The organism is Micromonospora sp. NPDC049523, from assembly GCF_040676775.1.
Classification (GTDB): domain Bacteria; phylum Actinomycetota; class Actinomycetes; order Mycobacteriales; family Micromonosporaceae; genus Micromonospora_G.
In genome coordinates this window covers 31,684-48,367 of sequence record NZ_JBFAPP010000003.1, presented here as the reverse complement: position 1 = coordinate 48,367, position 16,684 = coordinate 31,684, and the positions used below count along the sequence as shown (strand labels likewise).

Annotated in this window: 13 protein-coding genes; 5 read left to right on the top strand and 8 right to left on the bottom strand. The window is 70.6% G+C overall.

What is annotated here, in order from left to right; genetic code table 11:
• Positions 1 to 180: 180 nt before the first annotated feature.
• Positions 181 to 873: a hypothetical protein gene (locus AB0J90_RS04920; protein ID WP_363592263.1), complete on the top strand. Its 693-nt coding sequence runs from the start codon at positions 181 to 183 to the stop codon at positions 871 to 873.
• Between the two features lie 145 nt (positions 874 to 1,018).
• Here the strand turns inward: AB0J90_RS04920 and AB0J90_RS04915 are convergent, their stop codons facing one another.
• Together AB0J90_RS04915 and AB0J90_RS04910 are read right to left on the bottom strand one after the other, a co-directional pair.
• Positions 1,019 to 2,242 (bottom strand): FUSC family protein, encoded by a 1,224-nt coding sequence (locus AB0J90_RS04915; RefSeq protein WP_363592261.1) that lies wholly within the window; start codon positions 2,240 to 2,242, stop codon positions 1,019 to 1,021.
• A 143-nt stretch (positions 2,243 to 2,385) separates the two neighbouring features.
• Positions 2,386 to 2,841 (bottom strand): MarR family transcriptional regulator, encoded by a 456-nt coding sequence (locus tag AB0J90_RS04910; protein WP_363592259.1) that lies wholly within the window; start codon positions 2,839 to 2,841, stop codon positions 2,386 to 2,388.
• Positions 2,842 to 2,963: 122 nt separating this feature from the next.
• Between AB0J90_RS04910 and AB0J90_RS04905 the strand changes: the two genes are divergently transcribed.
• Positions 2,964 to 4,160, top strand: a complete 1,197-nt coding sequence (locus AB0J90_RS04905; RefSeq protein ID WP_363592257.1) for an MFS transporter — start codon at positions 2,964 to 2,966, stop codon at positions 4,158 to 4,160.
• Between the two features lie 9 nt (positions 4,161 to 4,169).
• On the opposite strand, the gene AB0J90_RS04900 is transcribed toward AB0J90_RS04905, so the two are convergent.
• Positions 4,170 to 5,600 carry an NAD(P)/FAD-dependent oxidoreductase gene (locus tag AB0J90_RS04900; RefSeq protein ID WP_363592255.1) on the bottom strand — a complete coding sequence of 477 codons (1,431 nt, stop codon included), beginning with the start codon at positions 5,598 to 5,600 and terminating at the stop codon, positions 4,170 to 4,172.
• A gap of 287 nt (positions 5,601 to 5,887) precedes the next feature.
• On the opposite strand from AB0J90_RS04900, the gene AB0J90_RS04895 reads away from it, so the two are divergent.
• Entirely contained in the window at positions 5,888 to 8,218 is a 2,331-nt protein-coding gene (locus AB0J90_RS04895; protein WP_363592253.1) for a carboxypeptidase regulatory-like domain-containing protein, read from the top strand.
• 52 nt (positions 8,219 to 8,270) lie between these two features.
• On the opposite strand, the gene AB0J90_RS04890 is transcribed toward AB0J90_RS04895, so the two are convergent.
• Positions 8,271 to 8,678, bottom strand: coding sequence for a hypothetical protein (locus tag AB0J90_RS04890; RefSeq protein ID WP_363592251.1), 408 nt, complete (start codon positions 8,676 to 8,678; stop codon positions 8,271 to 8,273).
• A gap of 58 nt (positions 8,679 to 8,736) precedes the next feature.
• On the bottom strand, positions 8,737 to 9,669 hold the full coding sequence (locus AB0J90_RS04885) for an SDR family NAD(P)-dependent oxidoreductase (RefSeq protein WP_363592249.1): 933 nt from the start codon (positions 9,667 to 9,669) through the stop codon (positions 8,737 to 8,739).
• A 138-nt stretch (positions 9,670 to 9,807) separates the two neighbouring features.
• Between AB0J90_RS04885 and AB0J90_RS04880 the strand changes: the two genes are divergently transcribed.
• Positions 9,808 to 10,359 (top strand): TetR/AcrR family transcriptional regulator, encoded by a 552-nt coding sequence (locus AB0J90_RS04880; protein WP_363592247.1) that lies wholly within the window; start codon positions 9,808 to 9,810, stop codon positions 10,357 to 10,359.
• 4 nt (positions 10,360 to 10,363) lie between these two features.
• Here AB0J90_RS04880 and AB0J90_RS04875 read toward each other — a convergent pair whose 3' ends face one another.
• Positions 10,364 to 11,266, bottom strand: coding sequence for a LysR family transcriptional regulator (locus AB0J90_RS04875; RefSeq protein ID WP_363592245.1), 903 nt, complete (start codon positions 11,264 to 11,266; stop codon positions 10,364 to 10,366).
• Positions 11,267 to 11,333: 67 nt separating this feature from the next.
• Between AB0J90_RS04875 and AB0J90_RS04870 the strand changes: the two genes are divergently transcribed.
• Positions 11,334 to 12,254: a TIGR03564 family F420-dependent LLM class oxidoreductase gene (locus AB0J90_RS04870; protein WP_363592243.1), complete on the top strand. Its 921-nt coding sequence runs from the start codon at positions 11,334 to 11,336 to the stop codon at positions 12,252 to 12,254.
• Position 12,255: 1 nt separating this feature from the next.
• Here the strand turns inward: AB0J90_RS04870 and AB0J90_RS04865 are convergent, their stop codons facing one another.
• Positions 12,256 to 13,422: an acyl-CoA dehydrogenase family protein gene (locus AB0J90_RS04865; protein ID WP_363592241.1), complete on the bottom strand. Its 1,167-nt coding sequence runs from the start codon at positions 13,420 to 13,422 to the stop codon at positions 12,256 to 12,258.
• Positions 13,423 to 13,614: 192 nt separating this feature from the next.
• Positions 13,615 to 16,425 (bottom strand): M14 family zinc carboxypeptidase, encoded by a 2,811-nt coding sequence (locus tag AB0J90_RS04860; protein WP_363592239.1) that lies wholly within the window; start codon positions 16,423 to 16,425, stop codon positions 13,615 to 13,617.
• Positions 16,426 to 16,684 lie beyond the last annotated feature (259 nt).

Below are 16,684 nucleotides of genomic sequence, written 5' to 3'. Positions count from 1 at the left end.
TGCCTCGCCGGTTCCGGAACTTGGCCGAGGTGCCCATGTCAGGGCACGGTTGGATGATCACCATCAGACAAGGGCAGAACCGGACACGCAGCGCGACCCCGTCATCACGGGACCGGGTCGTCTTTTCCCGGCAGCCGGGCGTACTCGGCTCGCCCCGACCGGAACCGGTACGGTGCGCGGATGCGACATCTCTGGAGCTTGCTCGCCGGAGTGGTGGCGGCACCGTTGACCTGGGTCCTGATTACTCTCGGTCAGGACGGGTCGACCCGCACAGTCACCCGTTGGCTGGAAATCGGCAAGTACAACACGGCCAACCTGATCGAGCCCTCGGTCTACCTCGCGGTCGCCGGGATCCTGCTCGGTCTGATCGGCACGCTGCGCGTGTCACCGCTCGGCCCGCTGATCGCCGGGCTGGCCCTGATCACCCCGTACGTCGGGCTGTTCGTCGACCCCTTCCGGGTACGCGACACGGTGCCGACGAACTGGAAGGTCTTCGGTGATCCGCTGCCGCTGCTCCACCCCGTGGAGAACGGCACCCTCTTCTTCCTCGGCGCGCTGCTGCTGATGGCGGTGTTCAGCGGTCAGCGCTGGCGGCGCTGGCCGGCACCGGCAGCCGTACCGGAATCGGCCACGACGACGACCGTCGACGAGGCCGACAGCACCGAGACGTTCACCCGCGACTGGTCGGCGTTGCAGCCGGACCTGGTGGAACGGGACACCGCACCGCCGACCCTGGGCTACCCCGATCCACCCGCGCCGACACCGACGCCGGCTCCCGTGGCGCCGACGCCGCTGCCCCGCCGCACCGACAGCGAGAGCCCCTGGTCGGCCCCGCCACGCAGCGCCGGCAAGACCGAAACCCCGCCCAAGTAACAACTCCCCCGACCCCATTCCCCCGCGTCACGCAAGAGCGTGGCTGTCCCCCGCCGGACAGCCACGCTTTCGCGTGTTCGGGGTCTGCTGCTCACGTTCGCGGCCCGGCGCACCCGGCTCGGCCAGCCGCTGGGTGCACACAGTGTCAGTGCGCCGACTGCCGCCGGGGCTCCGACGGCGGCTCGGGCTCTTCGGGGCGCTGCCACGCCTTCACCGCCCGCCGGACCAGATGGATGGCCTCGGTCCGCTCCAGCCCGGTGGCCCGGAGAAGATCACTCGCGGTGGTGCGGACCTGGGCGACCACCACGCTGCCGGAGAAGCCGACCCCCTCGGTATAGGCCCGACCCGCCTCGGTCACGGCCGCCAGTACGCAGGCACGGGTCTGGTCGGGAGTCGCCCGGGCGCCGAGTTCCTCGTAGAGCAGGCGGACCGCGTCACCCAGTCGACCCACCGCCGACGCCAACGACGCGGGCATCGGTTCCCCGTCCTCGATCGCGGTGACGGCTCGCCGTACCAGGGTGCCGGAGTTGTGCACCGCCTGGTTGACGTACTCCAGGCTCGCGGCGTACCTGCTGATCGCCCGCCGCCGGTTCCAGTACGCCGGTGACAGGATGGTCGCCTCCCGGCCGCTGTCCACCGCCTCGTCCCAGCCCTCCATCCGCCCGACGATGCGGCGCAGCCGTTCCAGCGCCTCCCTGGCCCGGTCCACGTCCCGGTCCGCCATCGCGGAGCCGGTCATGGACAGGTCGTCGGCCAGGGACTCCAGCACCGGTCGGGCCGCCCGGTCGACCGCACGACCGGGATTGAGCGGCAGTACGAGCGACGCCACCACCAGTCCGACGCCGCCGCCGACCAGCGCCTCCATGATCCGGGGAAACGCCGGGTCGGTCATCTTCGGATCGAACGCCACCAGCAGTACGGCGGTGGCCGCGGCCTGGGTCAGCGCCGCGACACCGCCGCCGAGGCTGATGGTGACCAGGATCGCCAGCGTGACGATCAGGCCGAGTTGAACGGGTCCGCTGCCGATGCCGCTGATCAGCAGGTCGCCCACCCCGATACCGACCGCGACTCCGATGACCAGCTCGACGGTCCGGCGGGTCCGGTGCCCGAGCGAGGCGGCGAGCGTGCCGACCGCCGCGACCGGGGCGAAAATCGGTGCCGCGGCATCGAAACCGTCGTGCATGATCGCCCAGGCCGCACCCGCGGCGACCCCTACCTGGAGGGCGAGCAGGAGATTTCCCCGTACGTCGTGGGCCCGCTCGCGCAACGTCGCACCGGAACGGTCTCCGACCCGGCTGACCAGGCCGCCGAGCCACGCGAAACCCCGACCGGCCGTCGATCCGGTCAGCCGGTCCTGCGCACCCGCCATGACCGGAACTACCCGCCACCCGTCCGGTAAATCCTCGTTGCGGCAAAGTCGCGGCCGGTGCCGCTTGTGGGCTGGTATCCGCGGGGAGGCCCCCGGCCGGGCCGCCGCCAGCCGGGCGGGACCGACCGGTACGCCGCCAGCCGCTACCGACCCGGTGCGGGTACGCCCTGTTGCAGCGCCTCGGCGAGATCCCGAAGCTCGGGTACGTCCTCGGCGTCACGCAGCGCCTGTTCGAGGGCCGCGTCGTGTACGGGGCGAGCCCGGTCCAGGAAGTCGCGGCCGGACGGGGTCAGTTCGGTGTAGATCCCCCGGCGGTCGTCGGCGCAGAGGATCCGGGTGAGCAGACCCCGCTCCTCCAGCCGGTTGACCAGGCGGGTGGTCGCACTGGGACTGAGCGCGGCGGCTCGGGCGAGCTGCTGCATGCGCATGTGCCAGCCGTCCTGGCGGGCCAGGGCGTCCAGCACGGTGTACTCGACCACGGAGAGTTCGACCGCGCGGGTGAGCGCCCGCTCCAGCGTCGTCTCGATGAGGCCGTGCAGGGCGGCGAGGGTCCGCCACCCCTGAGCGCGCACCTCGACGGCGTCGTCGCCGATCCCCATCCGAACCTCCCGGGACGAAGATAGTTGCGTACGCGCCCTAATGGCGTGTACAACTATAAAACCTAGCGCGTGCAACTACCAGCGTACGCGCTGTACCTGCCGACGTACAGACGGAGACATTCATGCCGCTCGGACTCATCGCCCTGGCGCTCGGTGGCTTCGGCATCGGGCTCACCGAGTTCGTGATCGCGGGCCTGCTGCCCGAGGTCGCCGCGACCTTCGACGTCTCCGAGGCCGCCGCGGGCTGGCTGATCACCGGGTACGCGCTCGGTGTCGTCGTCGGCGCGCTGGCCCTCACCGCGGCCACCACCCGGTTGCCCCGAAAGGCCGTCCTGCTCGCCCTGCTGACCCTCTTCGTCGCCGGCAACCTGCTGTCGGCGGTCGCACCCGACTACGGGCTCATGCTCACCGGACGGATCGTCGCCGCCCTCTGCCACGGCGCTTTCTTCGGCATCGGCTCGGTTGTCGCCGCCGAGATGGTCCCGCCGAACCGGAAGGCCGGCGCCATCGCGATCATGTTCACCGGGCTGACCGCCGCGAACGTACTCGGTGTGCCGCTGGGGACCCTGCTCGGCCAGCAACTCGGCTGGCGCTCCACCTTCTGGGCGATCACGCTCGTCGGCATCGTCGCCTTCGCCGGCATCGCCGCCCTGGTACGCGTACCGCACGGGTCGGCGGGGCCCGGCGGTCTCGCGTACGAACTGCGCGCCTTCCGCTCCCGCCAGGTCTGGCTCTCGCTGCTGGTGACGGTCCTCGGCTTCGGCGGGATGTTCGGCGCGTTCACGTACATCGCCTACACCCTCACCGGCGTGAGCGGCTTCCCCACCTCGGCGGTGCCGTGGCTGCTCATCCTCTTCGGTGGCGGACTCTTCGTCGGCAACATCGTCGGCGGCAGGTTCGCCGACCGGTCCGTCGACCGCACCCTGATCACCGTGCTCGCCGGCCTGACCGTGGTGCTGGTCCTGTTCGCACTCACCGCACGCAGCCAGCCCGCCACGTACGCGGCGCTGCTGCTGATGGGCGCGTTCGGGTTCGCCACCGTGCCCGGACTGCAGACCAGGGTGATGAGCTACGCCGCACAGGCGCCGACGCTCGCGTCCAGCGCGAACATCGCCGCCTTCAACCTCGGCAACGCGTTCGGCGCCTGGATCGGCGGGCTGACCATCTCCGCCGGCCTCGGTTACACCTCACCCATCTGGGCCGGCGCCGGAATCACCGTCGCCGCCCTGGTCGTCCTGCTCGTCGCCCGTACCGTCGCGGGGGTGGACCGGGACCCGGCGACGGACGCCGACCCGGGCCCCACGGTCCCGGCCCACTGACCGTCGCCCTCACTCCGTCGCGGACGGGCGTCCATAGGTTTCGAGCAGTCGCAGCCAGATCTCGTTGACCGTCGGGTAGGCGGGCACCGCGTGCCAGAGCCGCCCGAGCGGCACCTCACCGACGACCGCTATCGTCGCCGCCTGCAGCAACTCGCTGACGTCGGGACCGACGAACGTCACGCCGAGCACCACCTCGCGTTTCACGTCGACCACCATTCGGGCGGTGCCCGCATAGCCGTCGGCGTACACACTCGCGCCCGCGACGCGGCCCATGTCGTAGTCGACCACGCGGATGTCGTAACCCGCCCGGCGCGCGGCGTCGGCGGTCAGGCCGACCGAGGCCACCTCCGGGTCGCTGAAGGTCACCTGCGGCACCGCCGCGTGGTCGGCGGTCGCGACGTGGACACCCCACGGCCCGTCCGAGACCGGCCGCCCGTCCGCCCGGGCCGAGATGACGTCGCCCGCGGCCCGTGCCTGGTACTTGCCCTGATGGGTGAGAAGCGCACGGCGGTTGACGTCGCCGACGGCGTAGAGCCAGTCGAAGCCGGGCACCAGCATCGTGTCGTCGGTCTCGATCCAGTCGCCGGGGGTGAGGCCGATGGTGTCCAGGCCGATGTCACCGGTACGCGGCTTACGGCCCGTCGCGACCAGCAGCTCCCGAGCGGTGACCGTGGTCCCGTCCCCGGTTTCGACGGTCACCCCGTCCTCGCCGCGGCTGACCCGCGCCGTCGTGGTGTCGAGCAGCACGGTGACGCCCTGGTCGCGTAGCGCCTTCGTGACGGCCTCACCCGCGAACGGCTCCATGCCCTCCAGCAGACCGCTGCGGGAGATCAGCGTGACCTGCGTACCGAAGCCGGCGTAGGCGGTCGCCATCTCGACGCCGACGACACCACCACCGATGATCGCGAGGCTCGCCGGAACCGTCTTCGCGCTCGTCGCCTCCCGGCTGGTCCAGGGGTCGGCGGCGGCCAGTCCCTCGATGTCGGGAACCATCGGGTCCGAACCGGTGCTGACCACCACGGCGTGGCGCGCGGTGAGCAGGGTCTCCCGACCGTCCGGATCGGTGACCGTGACCGTCTTCGGGCCGGTGATCCGCCCGTGCCCGCGTACCAGCGAGATGCCCGCGCCCTCGACCCACTCCACCTGGCCCTCGTCGGACCAGTTGCTGGTGAACGAGTCGCGTCGGGCGAGCACGGCCGACACGTCGAGTTCACCGGTCACGGCCTGCGCGGCACCGGCAACCTGTCGGGCCGCGCGAAGCGCCTGCGCAGGGCGCAGCAACGCCTTGGACGGCATGCACGCCCAGTACGAGCACTCGCCCCCGACGAGTTCGTGCTCGACGAGTACGGCGCGCAGCCCACCCCGTACGGCACGGTCGGCCACGTTCTCGCCGACCGCGCCCGCGCCGAGCACGATCACGTCATATTCGGTTGTCTCCATCGACCCCTACCACTTCTCTCATCGCCCACCGGCTTGCCGACAGTCGCTGCCGGTGCCCCGTCTCCGGGGAGAAGCCTCTCGCACACCGGCCACCGAGTCACCACGCACGCCATTAGCCGGGCCGGGTGAGGTCTTCCCGGATGGAACGCGAACCTCCACGCCACCTTCACGTACGCCAAACCCGGATGTCCACAGTGGCAGTGATCGACTACCGTGCCGGGTCACGGGGATTCCAAGACTAGGTCCATGGAGCCCTCCAACCCCCCTCCTAGCACCCACGAGGAAGCATGAGCGGATCAACTCTGCGCGGGCTCGGGTCGGTGGTCGTGGCAGCGCTCGTCACCACCCTGACGGCTGTGGCGCCCGCGCACGCGGCCAACGCGACCGGCACCATCGCCGGCACCATCACCGACAACGGCACCCCGGTGCCGTACACCTCGATCTACGTCTCGTCCGACGACGGTACGTTCAACGACTCGACCACCACCAGTGAGACCGGCGAGTACGAGGTCCGGAACGTGCCGGCGGCGGTGTCGGCGTACCGGATCATGATCAGTGCACCCGGTCACCCCATCCAGTACGCGCCGAGCAAGACGAGTTACGACACCGGCACTCTGTACTCGGTCACGGACGGGGGCCGTACGGTCGTCGACGACACCCTGCTGCCCACCGGCACCATCAGCGGCCGTTTCACCGACAGCGCCGGCAACGGTGTCGGCGGAGTCTGGATCGACGTCACGGACGCGGTCGGCGGCAGCACCGCGTCCGGCGCTCCCGCCGACTTCGACGGCAACTATTCCGTGGCGGTGTGGCCGGGCACGTACGCGGTCGCCTTCTACTTCGGCAGCGGCCAGCGCCAGTACGCGTACGGCCAGCCGGATCGCGAGACGGCGACGCTGTTCACCGTCGCCGTGGGCCAGACGGTGACGGTCAACGACGTCAAGCTGGGCACCGGCACGGTCACCGGTCAGTTGACCAAGCCGGACGGCAGTCCGGCCGCCGGCTACTTCGTGCGGGCCGAGGGCGACGGCAGCTCCGGGTACGGCCGGACGAACGAGTCCGGGACGTACACGATCGCCGACCTCCTGCCCGGCAGCTACCGCGTCGCGTTCGAGCTGCCCTCGGGCGCCAACCAGTGGGCGCACCAGGCGGTTTCGCGGGACGCCGCCCAGCTGTTCGACCTGACCAGCGGCGTGACGACCGTCGTCGACGAGCAACTGCTGCCGACCGGCTCGGTCGCGGGCCGCTTCACCGACCAGGCCGGTCAGGGCATGGGCGGCGTCCAGGTCAGCCTCTCGGTCAACGACGGGAACATCAGCACCGAGACCGCCGCCGACGGCAGCTACCGGATCGACGACGTCCTGCCGGGCACCTACCAGGTGCAGTTCTACGACTGGCGGAGCAACCTCAACCAGTTCGCGTACGGCAAGCTGAGCCCGGAGACGGCCGATCCGATCACGGTCACCGCGAACCAGACCACCACGGTCGACGACAGCCGGCTCGCCACCGGGACCGTCCGGGTCACCGCCAAGGACAGCCTGACCGGGGCGGCGATCGACAGTTTCTGGAGTTCCATCGGCGACCAGATCGTCAACTCGACGGGCGGCGCGGTCGTCCTGACCGACGTCCCGGTGGGGACCCACCGGCTCTCGGCGAGCGCCGACGGGTACGTGTACGAGCACGACGCCGCGAGCGTGACGGTAACCGCCGGACAGCAGACCGACGTCCAGATCACGCTCCGGCCGTACGCGAAGATCAGCACCAGGGTGACCGACCGGGCGACCGGCGCCGGGGTGCCGAACGTCTGCGTCTCCGCCCAGAAGGTCAAGACGTTCGTGTTCCAGGACGGCTGCGAGCGTACCGACTCGACCGGCGCGGTGACGCTCTCGGTGGCCGACCCGGATTCCTACAACCTGTTCGTGCTGCCCAGCACCGGCAGCCCGTACGGCGCGCAGTGGGTCGGCCCGGACGGCGGAACCGGCGAGCAGGACGCGGCCCGTCGGATCACCGTGGCGACCGGCGAGACCAAGTCCGCACCGAAGATCAAGCTCGACCCCCGTGGCACCATCACCGGCACGGTGAGCAGCCACAACGGTGCACCGGTTCGCAACGGTTTCGTGGGCATCGTCGGCCCCGACACGGGCGTCGGCACGGACACCCGTTACTCGGAGGTCGCCGCCGACGGCTCGTACAGCATCGACTGGCTGGGCCCGTACCAGTGGCCGTTGCAGTTCAAGGCGGCCGACTACCCGTTCCAGTGGAGCGGCGGCGTCGGTAACCGGCTCAACGCCCAGACGGTGCTGGCAGGACAGAACCAGCCGACCGACTTCGACTACACCCTCAAGCAGGGCGCGACGCTGGTCGTCACCGTCCCGGACGATCCGGGCTGGGGCCGGGCGATCATCCGCAACGCGGTCACCCGCGATCCGATCGCGATCATCGACAGCGAGAGCTTCGCGACCGGGGCGCAGACCCTGGTTCTCGGCGGACAGAAGGTCAAGATCCAGTACGCCGAGAACCGCGACCGCTGGTACGGCGGTACGGATTTCGACAGCGCGACGGCGGTGACGATCCCGCGCACCGGCACGGTGCAGATCGCCTTCCCACCCGCGAGCTGATCCGGGTCGAACGGCACGAACGGTAGCGGGGGCGTCCACCTGGGCGCCCCCGCTACCGCGTTGCCCTGCGGTCGACCCACGACGCCGCTCCGATGGCGGCGGCGCCCACCGCTTCCCAGGCCGCCGCGCCGACAAAGGACCGGGGTGCCCGGCCGGTGACGGCCAACCCGGCCAACCCGCCTGCCATCAGCAGTCGCCGCGCCATCACGTACGCGGGAAAGCCCGGCCATCCCTTGCCGGCGCCGAACAGGTACGCCGCGCCCTCACCGATCGCGGCGAACGAACTGCTCCCCATGACGGCGGTGGTGTGGTCGCCCGGCCCATGTTCGGCCGGGGTTTCGAATCCCGACATACGCAACTGCCGATTCGGGCTGACCACACCCAGCGCGCCGAGAACGCCGCCGAGGACGCCCAGTGTGGTCAGCGTCCAGTAGGTCGCGCCACCTCGGTTCGTTTTCACCCTCTTCTCCGATCTTCGCCCGATTTCGTCATCATTCATGGTGTTGGGTACCTGTGGGTCAAACCGGGAAACTCACCCCCGTCAGCTCCTCCGAAATGGCCCACAGTCGACGTTGGCCGGCGACGTCGTACGACGCGGCGCTCGACTTCACCACCTTCGGGTGCCCCTTGCTCTCCATGAACCCCTCCGGGCCGTAGTACTGGCCGCCCTGCACGGCGGGGTCGGTCGCCGCGCGCAGCGTGGGTAGCGCTCCCATCTCGGCCGACTGCAGCAGCAACGGGCGTACCAGGGAGAACGCCGCCCGGAAGAGGACGGGCTGTCGGGACACCGATTTCCTGGACCCGCCGGTATCCGACCCGCCGGGATGGGCCGCCACGGCGATCGTCGGGGCCCGTACGGACAGCCGGCGCTGGAGTTCGTAGGTGAACATCAGGTTGGCCAGCTTGGAGTGCGCGTACGCGTCGACCCTGCGGTACGGCCTCCCGGCCCAGTTGAGGTCCGCGAGGTCGATGGGTCCGCCCTGCTTGTGCCCGGCGCTGCTGACGGTGACCACGCGGGAGCCGGGTACCCGCAGCATCGCGTCGAGCAACAGCCCGGTGAGCGCGAAGTGGCCCAGGTGATTGGTCCCGAACTGCAGCTCGAAACCGTCGTCCGTGGCGAGTTGCGGGGTGTACATCACGCCCGCGTTGTTGATCAACAGGTCGATGCCCGGATGGCTGTCCCGCAGTTGCTCGGCGGCGGCGCGGACCGAGGCCAGCGAGGTCAGGTCGAGCCGCAGCACGGTGACGTCGGCGCCCGGGACATCGGTGGTGAGCCGGGTGGCGGCCGTCTTGCCCTTCTCCACGTCGCGTACGGCGAGCACCACGGACGCGCCACGCGCGGCGAGTACCCGGGCGGTTTCGAAGCCGACACCGGTGTTGGCGCCGGTGATCACGGCGACCCGGCCCTGCTGACCCGGTACGTCGTCGGCGGTCCATCGCGACCTGGCCATGGTTCCTCCAGATATAATCGGGGCGTGCGTTCCGGTTCCCACCGTAGCGGAACGCACGCCCCGCTTAACAGGGAGGCTGGCGGCTTGACGGAGAGATCTCGACCACTACGCGCCGACGCGGCACGGAACCGGGCACGGGTGCTGCAGGTCGCATACGACACCTTCGCCACGGAAGGTGCCGGCGTCCCGATCGACGAGATCGCCCGCCGGGCGGGTGTCGGGGCGGGCACCGTGTACCGGCACTTCCCGACGAAGGAATCGCTGCTACAGGCGATCGTGGCCGACCGGCTGCGGCAGGCCGTCGAGCGGGCCCGGGCCCAGACGGCGGCCGACCCCGGAGAAGGGCTGTACGCGTTCCTGTGGCAGATGGCCGAGCAGGGCGCGAGCGACCTGGGGTTCTCCGACGCGTTGGCCGGCAACGCCTTCGACCTGGTGGCGGCGCTGCCGGACGCCGAGCACGAGTTCATGGGCATGGTGGCCGAAATCCTCGACCAGGCCCAGCGCGCCGGGACCGTCCGGCCCGACCTGGAGGCCAGCGACGTCAAGACGCTGATCGTCGGCTTACAGGCGATGCGACGCTTTCGCAGCGAGAGCGACCTGATGCTTCGTGTCTACCCGATCATCCGCGCCGGGCTGGCCCCGCCCCGGACATCCCCCGAGACCGGGCCGGATCCGGCAGCGACGGACTGACCGCTCACCGGAAGGCGTCGACGAGGGCCTGACCACACGGGTCGGGCTGTCGGGCGGGCAGAAGCAGGCGTACGGGTAGACGCAGCGGCGGGTCGAAGGGCCGGACGGCGACCGTACGGGCTCCGACGCTGCGCGCGCACGACGACACGTCGAGCAGGGTGTCGGGCAACACCGTCCAGGCACCCGAGCCCGCACCGATCTCGAATACGGTGTCCTCCACCGAGGTGAGGTCGCGGCCTCGGCGGACCAGCACGTCGGCCTCGGCACACCGGGCGAGTACGGCGTCGTGCAGCGACGGATCCTCGGTCCGCGAGGGCAGCCGCAGCCGCAGATCGGCCAGCGCCTCGATCCGTACCGTCCGGCCCTGCGCGGCGGGGTGGTCGGCGGGGAGAACAGCGGAGTAGGAGTCGTGCCCGAGCGGTGACGCGCGTACCTGCGGTGCCTCGACGTCGCCGCGGACGATGGCGGCACCCAGCTCACCGGCGCCGACCGCGGCGGCATGTGCCTGGCCGGGGCCGCCGACGAGGACGAGTTCCACGTCCGGCGCGAGCGCACGGAGCGTTGCGAGCCCACGGGGCAGCCGTTCTCCGAGTCCCGGGCTCGTACCGAGCCGCAACACACCCGTCCGGCCCCGGGAAAGCTCGTCGGCGACGCCCCGAACCCGGTCGACAGCCGCCAGCGCGGCCCGTGCCTCCACCAGCAGACGGCTCCCGTCCGAGGTGAGCGTGACCCGACGCGAGGTACGCCGGAACAGCCGTACCCCCAATTCCCGCTCCAGCCGCGCGACCTGCTGGCTCACCGCCGGCTGCGCCACCGCGAGCCGGGCGGCGGCCCGGCCGAAGTGCAGCTCCTCGGCGACGGTCACGAAGTAGCGCAACTGCCGCAGTTCCACGGGCACTCCGATCACGATCGCTTATCGCTGGAGAGGCTACTTGACCATTGTTCAACGCAGCCGGACGCGGTGAGCTGGCCGTATGCAAATTGGTTTGTCCAGCTACGGCACCGGCCCCCTCCCGGACCTACTGAACGAGATCGAAGACGCGGCGGCGCGCGGGTTCTCGCGTTTCTGGCTCGGCGAGCACGGCGGTTGGGATCCGCTCACGGTGTTCGCCGCGCTGGGCGACCGTGCGCCCGGCATCGAGGTGGCGACGTCGGTCGTGGGGATGTACCCACGCCATCCGCTCGCCCTGGCCGCGCAGGCCCTGACGACACAGGCCGCCACCGCAGGACGGTTGACCGTCGGCGTCGGCCCCAGCCACGCACCGGTCGTACGGGGCCGGTACGGGCTGGACTGGCACCCTCCCCTACGGCACACGCGGGAGGTGCTGGACGTCCTCGTACCGGTGCTTCGAGGGGAGGAGGTGCAGGTCGACGGCGCCGGGGTCAGCGCGGCCGGCGGTGTGGCAGCGCCCGGCACCACCCCGCCGCCCCTGCTGCTCGCCGCGAACGGTCCCCGGATGCTGGCCCTCGCGGGCGAGCTGACCGACGGCGCGCTGACGATGTGGGTGACGCCCCGCTTTCTCGACGAGGTGGTCGTCCCGACCGTCACGACCTCGGCCGCCGGACGCGTCGTACCGCGCATCGCCGTCGGACTGCTCGCGGCCGTGACCTCGGACGTGGCGGCGACCCGGGCGAGCGTCGCCGAGACCTTCCGCCAGGCCGCCACCCTGCCCACGTTCCGGGCCCTGCTCGACCGGCAGGGCTTCGGCGGACCGGAGGACACCCTGGTCGTCGGTGACGAAACGGTCGTCGAACGGACCGTGGCCCGCTTCGCCGAGGCCGGCGCGACCGAGTTGATCATCTTCCCGGTCGGGCTGCCGGAGGACCGGGAACGGACCGTCGCCCTCTTCGCCGACCTGGCGAAGAGGACCCCTCGGCCCGAGCCCGGCAGATGACCTAGGCGACGCCGTTCAGCAGCTGCCTCGCCATGACGATCCGCTGCACCTGGTTCGTGCCCTCGTAGATCTGGGTGATCTTGGCGTCCCGCATCATCCGCTCCAGCGGGTAGTCGCGGGTGTAGCCGTAGCCGCCGAGCAACTGGACCGCGTCGGTGGTGATCGCCATGGCCGCGTCCGAGGCGAAGCACTTGGCCGCCGCACCGAAGTAGGTCAGGTCGGCGTCACCGCGCTCCGATTTCCCGGCCGCCGCGTACGTCAGCTCGCGGGCCGCGGCCAGCTTCATGCCCATGTCGGCGAGCATGAACTGGATGCCCTGGAAGTCCGCCACCGGCTTGCCGAACTGCTTGCGCTCCTTGACGTACCCGAGGGCGTAGTCGAGCGCGCCCTGGGCGATGCCGAGCGCCTGCGCGGCGATGGTGACGCGGGTGTGGTCCAGGGTACGCATCGCGGTGGCGAAGCCGGTGCCGGGCTCGCCGATCAGCCGGTCGACGGGAATCCGTACGTTGTCGAGGTAGACCTCGCGGGTCGGCGAGCCCTTGATGCCGAGCTTCTTCTCCGGGGCGCCGAAGCTGACCCCGGCGTCGGACTTCTCCACCACGAAGGCGGAGATGCCGCGCGAGCGGGCGGTCGGGTCGGTCACCGCGAAGACGGTGTAGTACTCCGAGATGCCGGCGTTGGTGATCCACCGCTTCACGCCGTTGAGCACGTAGTGGTCGCCGTCGAGCACCGCGCGGGTGGTCATCGAGGCGGCGTCGCTGCCCGCCTCCGGCTCGGAGAGGCAGTACGAGAACATCGCCTCGCCGCGGGCGACCGGCGGCAGGTAGCGCTGCTTCAGCTCCGCCGAGCCGGCCAGCAGCAGCGGCATGGTGCCCAGCTTGTTCACGGCGGGGATCAGGGAGGAGGAGGCGCAGGCGCGGGCAACTTCCTCGATCACGATCGCGGTGGCCAGCGCGTCCGCACCGGCGCCGCCGTACTCGGTGGGGATGTGCGGGGCGTGGAAGTCGGCGGCACGCAGTGCCTCGTACGACGCCTTGGGGAACTCGCCGGTTTCGTCGGCCTCGGCGGCGTGCGGCGCGACCTTGGCGTCACAGACGGCCCGGACCGCTTCCCGGATCGCCCCGTGCTCCTCGGGCAGTTGGTAGACGTCGAACGCTTCGCTGCTCATCGCGGCCCTCCCCTGGGGAACACACTTCGTCGACCCAGTTGTACCGCGCCCGGGTGGGGCAGGGCTACTGAACGGTAACAAAGTTCACTAGCCCCGCCCCCCGGTGGACCCCGGTCAACCGGGGTCCACCAGTGTTCGGCCGGGGTCTCGCCGGTCGGCCGGAAGATCAGCCGACCGGCTCACCCGACCCGGTCAGCCGACCAGCGAACGCACCGGGATTCCGGCCGTACGCAGCTCCCGGACCAGGTCACCCAGGTACGGGTGCTCGTCGGCCTGAAGGCCGTCCGGGTTCGGGATGACCAGGTAGGTCGAACCGTTGGCGACCGACGCGCGGGCGTCACCGGTGTACTTCGCGATCACGGCCTCGGTCTTGGCCTGGTCGGCGGCGGCCACCTCGATGGTGATCGGCCGCCACTGGCCACCCAGGTTCTCCGGCGCGGGTGCGGCGGCAGCCGCGGCCCGCTCCGGCGACACCGCGTCGGTCATCCGGCGCAGCGTCTTGGGCGCGTCGCCGGACGGGTAGAGCAGCGCGTTCGCGACCAGGTGCAGGCCGCTCTCGTTGTACGCCCGGAACAGCGGGTTGAACGCGAAGAGCACCGCGTGCCCGTCCCCGGTCGGCTCGTCGACCAGCGCGACCGTGCCCTTGAGCAGGTCCTCGCCGACCGTGTAGCCGTTGTGCCAGAACCGGTCGTCCGACGGGTACGTGAGGACGTTCACACCGGTCGTGCTCGGCCGCAGGACCGAGTCGCCGTTGTTGAACTCGAAGTCCTCCGCCGGCCGGCCCAGCGCCACCGGGCTGTCGTGGTCCACGTCCACCCGCAGGTGCGAGCCGACCATGGTGTAACCCGCCGGCTTGGTCACCTCGGTGGTCGAGGTGAGCCCCGCCGCACGGGCCATCCGGGTGCCCTCGTTGCGCAGCCCGATGTAGGTGCCGCCGGCCGAGATCCAGGCCCGCAGGTTGGCCTGGCCGGTGGCGGTGAGCCCGCCGGTGGCGTTGCTGCCGTCCGGCACCAGCAGGGTGCTGCGGTCGGTGAACCGGGTCGTGTTGTCGTTGATGTCGGCGGTGGTCACCGTGGTGAGGTCGAGACCCCACTGGTCGCCGAGCACGAACCGGGCCTCGCCGTACGAGCCGGAGGTGGTGCTGATCCCGGTGCCGGCGTACAGGCCGACGTCGGGCTGGGTGAGCTTGACGCCCGTGGCCGGCTGGCGGTTCGGGTGCAGGGTCACGCCGTACGACGCGGCGAGTTGGTCCAGCTTCGGCGTGAGCCGGGCGGACCGCATGCCGACCAGGTTGGTGCTCAGGTCACGGACCAGCGGTACGCCCTTGTCGAGCAGTGCGAAGGTGAACTTGGCCGCCGCGGCCGAGTCGAGCTTCCACTGGTACGAGCCACCGTCCGGCACGATCGAGGTGGTGCCGCCGCGGTTCTCCTTGACCCGGTTGGCCCGGGGGTTGACCACGTCGCCGGTGTAGATCGTGTTGATCCCCATCAGCAGCGGGTTGCTCCACGAAGACACGTCGTAGAAGTACGGGAACGGCGTGTACGGGTCCTCGCCCAGGGTCGCCTGGATCCAGTGCTTCTGCGGCTGGTCCATCTTGATCCAGTACGCGCCCGCGGGTACGACCACGTCGGTCGCCGTACGCCCACCGAAGACCCTGGCCGTCGGTACGGTCACCGGCTCCTTGAGCTCGTAGACCTCGACGTCCATCTTGCGCAGCCGCTCGACCAGCGCCCGGACGTCGGCGAGCTGCCGGTCCGGAAGCAGGAAGTACGACTTGATGTTGACGTCCGGCACCGGGAACTGGACCTCGTTGGTGGGCTGGACGACCTCGTTCGGGGAGAGCGTGCCGGCCACCCCCTCGGCCAGCGCGTCCTGCCAGATCTTGTAGTAGCTGTTCAGCACCTCGCGCTTGTTCGCCGCGGCCCAGCCGAGCGTCGCCCACTGCGTGTTGAACTGCTGCTGCACCCGGTCCTGTACGGCCGAGCTGCTGCCCTTCTCGAACGTCATCCCGGCGGCACCGAAGCCGGTCGCCGGGACGGTGTCGCCGTACCCCATGAAGAACAGGTCATAGGTGTCGTAGTTGAAGTAGCACTCGGTGGTGACCGTGGCGGTGCAGGCACCGTTGTAACCGAAGCCCGCCTTGTTGGCCTCGCCGATCCGGTTGATCCAGTCGACGACCTCGCTGGAGATCTCGTGGTGGATCGGGTCGGCGTTCGGCGGGAAGAAGTACTCCCGGCCGCCCATCTCGTGCGCGTCGATGTAGACCTGCGGCGGGTACTCCCGCAGCATCTCCAGCTTCGCGTCGGTCTCCGGCTGGGTACGGGAGAACCAGTCGCGGTTCAGGTCGAACCCGAACTCGTTCTGCCGCCGGTTGGCGTCGCGCCCGTCCGGGTTCTGGGTCGGCACGATCACCGTGACCAGTTCCTGGTTGCGCTTCTCCACGTCGCAGGAGAGCCCGGCGGCCAACTCGTACAGGGTCTTCAGGGCGGCGTCGGCACCGCTCTTCTCGCCACCGTGCACGTTGCCGGTGACCCAGACGATCGCCGGGCCGCGCAGGGCGGTACCGGCGGCCGTTGCCGGGCTGGTCCGGCGCGGGTCACGCAGGTCCTTGATCCGCTCGGCGATCGCGTCCAGCGCGGCGGGCTTGACGTTAGCCGAGTTCGACACGATCGCGTACGGCAGCGCCTGCCCGGTCACGCTGGTCGCCATGGTGCCGGAGACGACCCGGTCGGAGGCCGCGTCGACGGCTCCGAGGTAGGAACGGATCTCGTCGGTGGTGACCACCCGCTCCTGCCCGGTGCCGAGCGGGAAGCCGAGGGCGGCCTCCGGGCTGGGTACCGAGTCGAGGTGGGCGGTGGGGTCGGGGACACACGCCGGCGACGGGGTGGTCGCGTGTGCGGCGGTAACGTTGAGCAGGGGTAGCAGCGAGGTCGCCAGGGCGATCGCTGCCCCGGCGGCCAGCCGGCGACGGGCCGGCAGGTAGTTAGCGCGGGATATTCTCATGTAGTACTTTTGTCCCCTTCTGCGAAGCGGGCGTCAGGTGGATCGGAGCCTAGGTGCCTTACATAGAGGGGGCAAGATCAATTTGGGCGAGGTGGGATCGGGCGAACGGCGGCACCACGCGACGTACGCACATCCGGACCCACGTCGCGCGGGATTGTGAAGATGCCGACCGAACGGGAGATGGCCGGACCCGGCCGCGTAAGCTCTGCCTCTGTCGTTGCCTGCGCAGTCGGCGTTCCAGCCGAGCCCTCGCAGTAGC

Bases quoted from the DNA above. Each gene is read 5' to 3' on its own strand.
- AB0J90_RS04920 (WP_363592263.1), top strand. From the start codon at position 181: ATGCGACATCTCTGGAGCTTGCTCGCCGGAGTGGTGGCGGCACCGTTG.
- AB0J90_RS04915 (WP_363592261.1), bottom strand. From the start codon at position 2,242: ATGGCGGGTGCGCAGGACCGGCTGACCGGATCGACGGCCGGTCGGGGT.
- AB0J90_RS04910 (WP_363592259.1), bottom strand. From the start codon at position 2,841: ATGGGGATCGGCGACGACGCCGTCGAGGTGCGCGCTCAGGGGTGGCGG.
- AB0J90_RS04905 (WP_363592257.1), top strand. From the start codon at position 2,964: ATGCCGCTCGGACTCATCGCCCTGGCGCTCGGTGGCTTCGGCATCGGG.
- AB0J90_RS04900 (WP_363592255.1), bottom strand. From the start codon at position 5,600: ATGGAGACAACCGAATATGACGTGATCGTGCTCGGCGCGGGCGCGGTC.
- AB0J90_RS04895 (WP_363592253.1), top strand. From the start codon at position 5,888: ATGAGCGGATCAACTCTGCGCGGGCTCGGGTCGGTGGTCGTGGCAGCG.
- AB0J90_RS04885 (WP_363592249.1), bottom strand. From the start codon at position 9,669: ATGGCCAGGTCGCGATGGACCGCCGACGACGTACCGGGTCAGCAGGGC.
- AB0J90_RS04870 (WP_363592243.1), top strand. From the start codon at position 11,334: ATGCAAATTGGTTTGTCCAGCTACGGCACCGGCCCCCTCCCGGACCTA.
- AB0J90_RS04865 (WP_363592241.1), bottom strand. From the start codon at position 13,422: ATGAGCAGCGAAGCGTTCGACGTCTACCAACTGCCCGAGGAGCACGGG.
- AB0J90_RS04860 (WP_363592239.1), bottom strand. From the start codon at position 16,425: ATGAGAATATCCCGCGCTAACTACCTGCCGGCCCGTCGCCGGCTGGCC.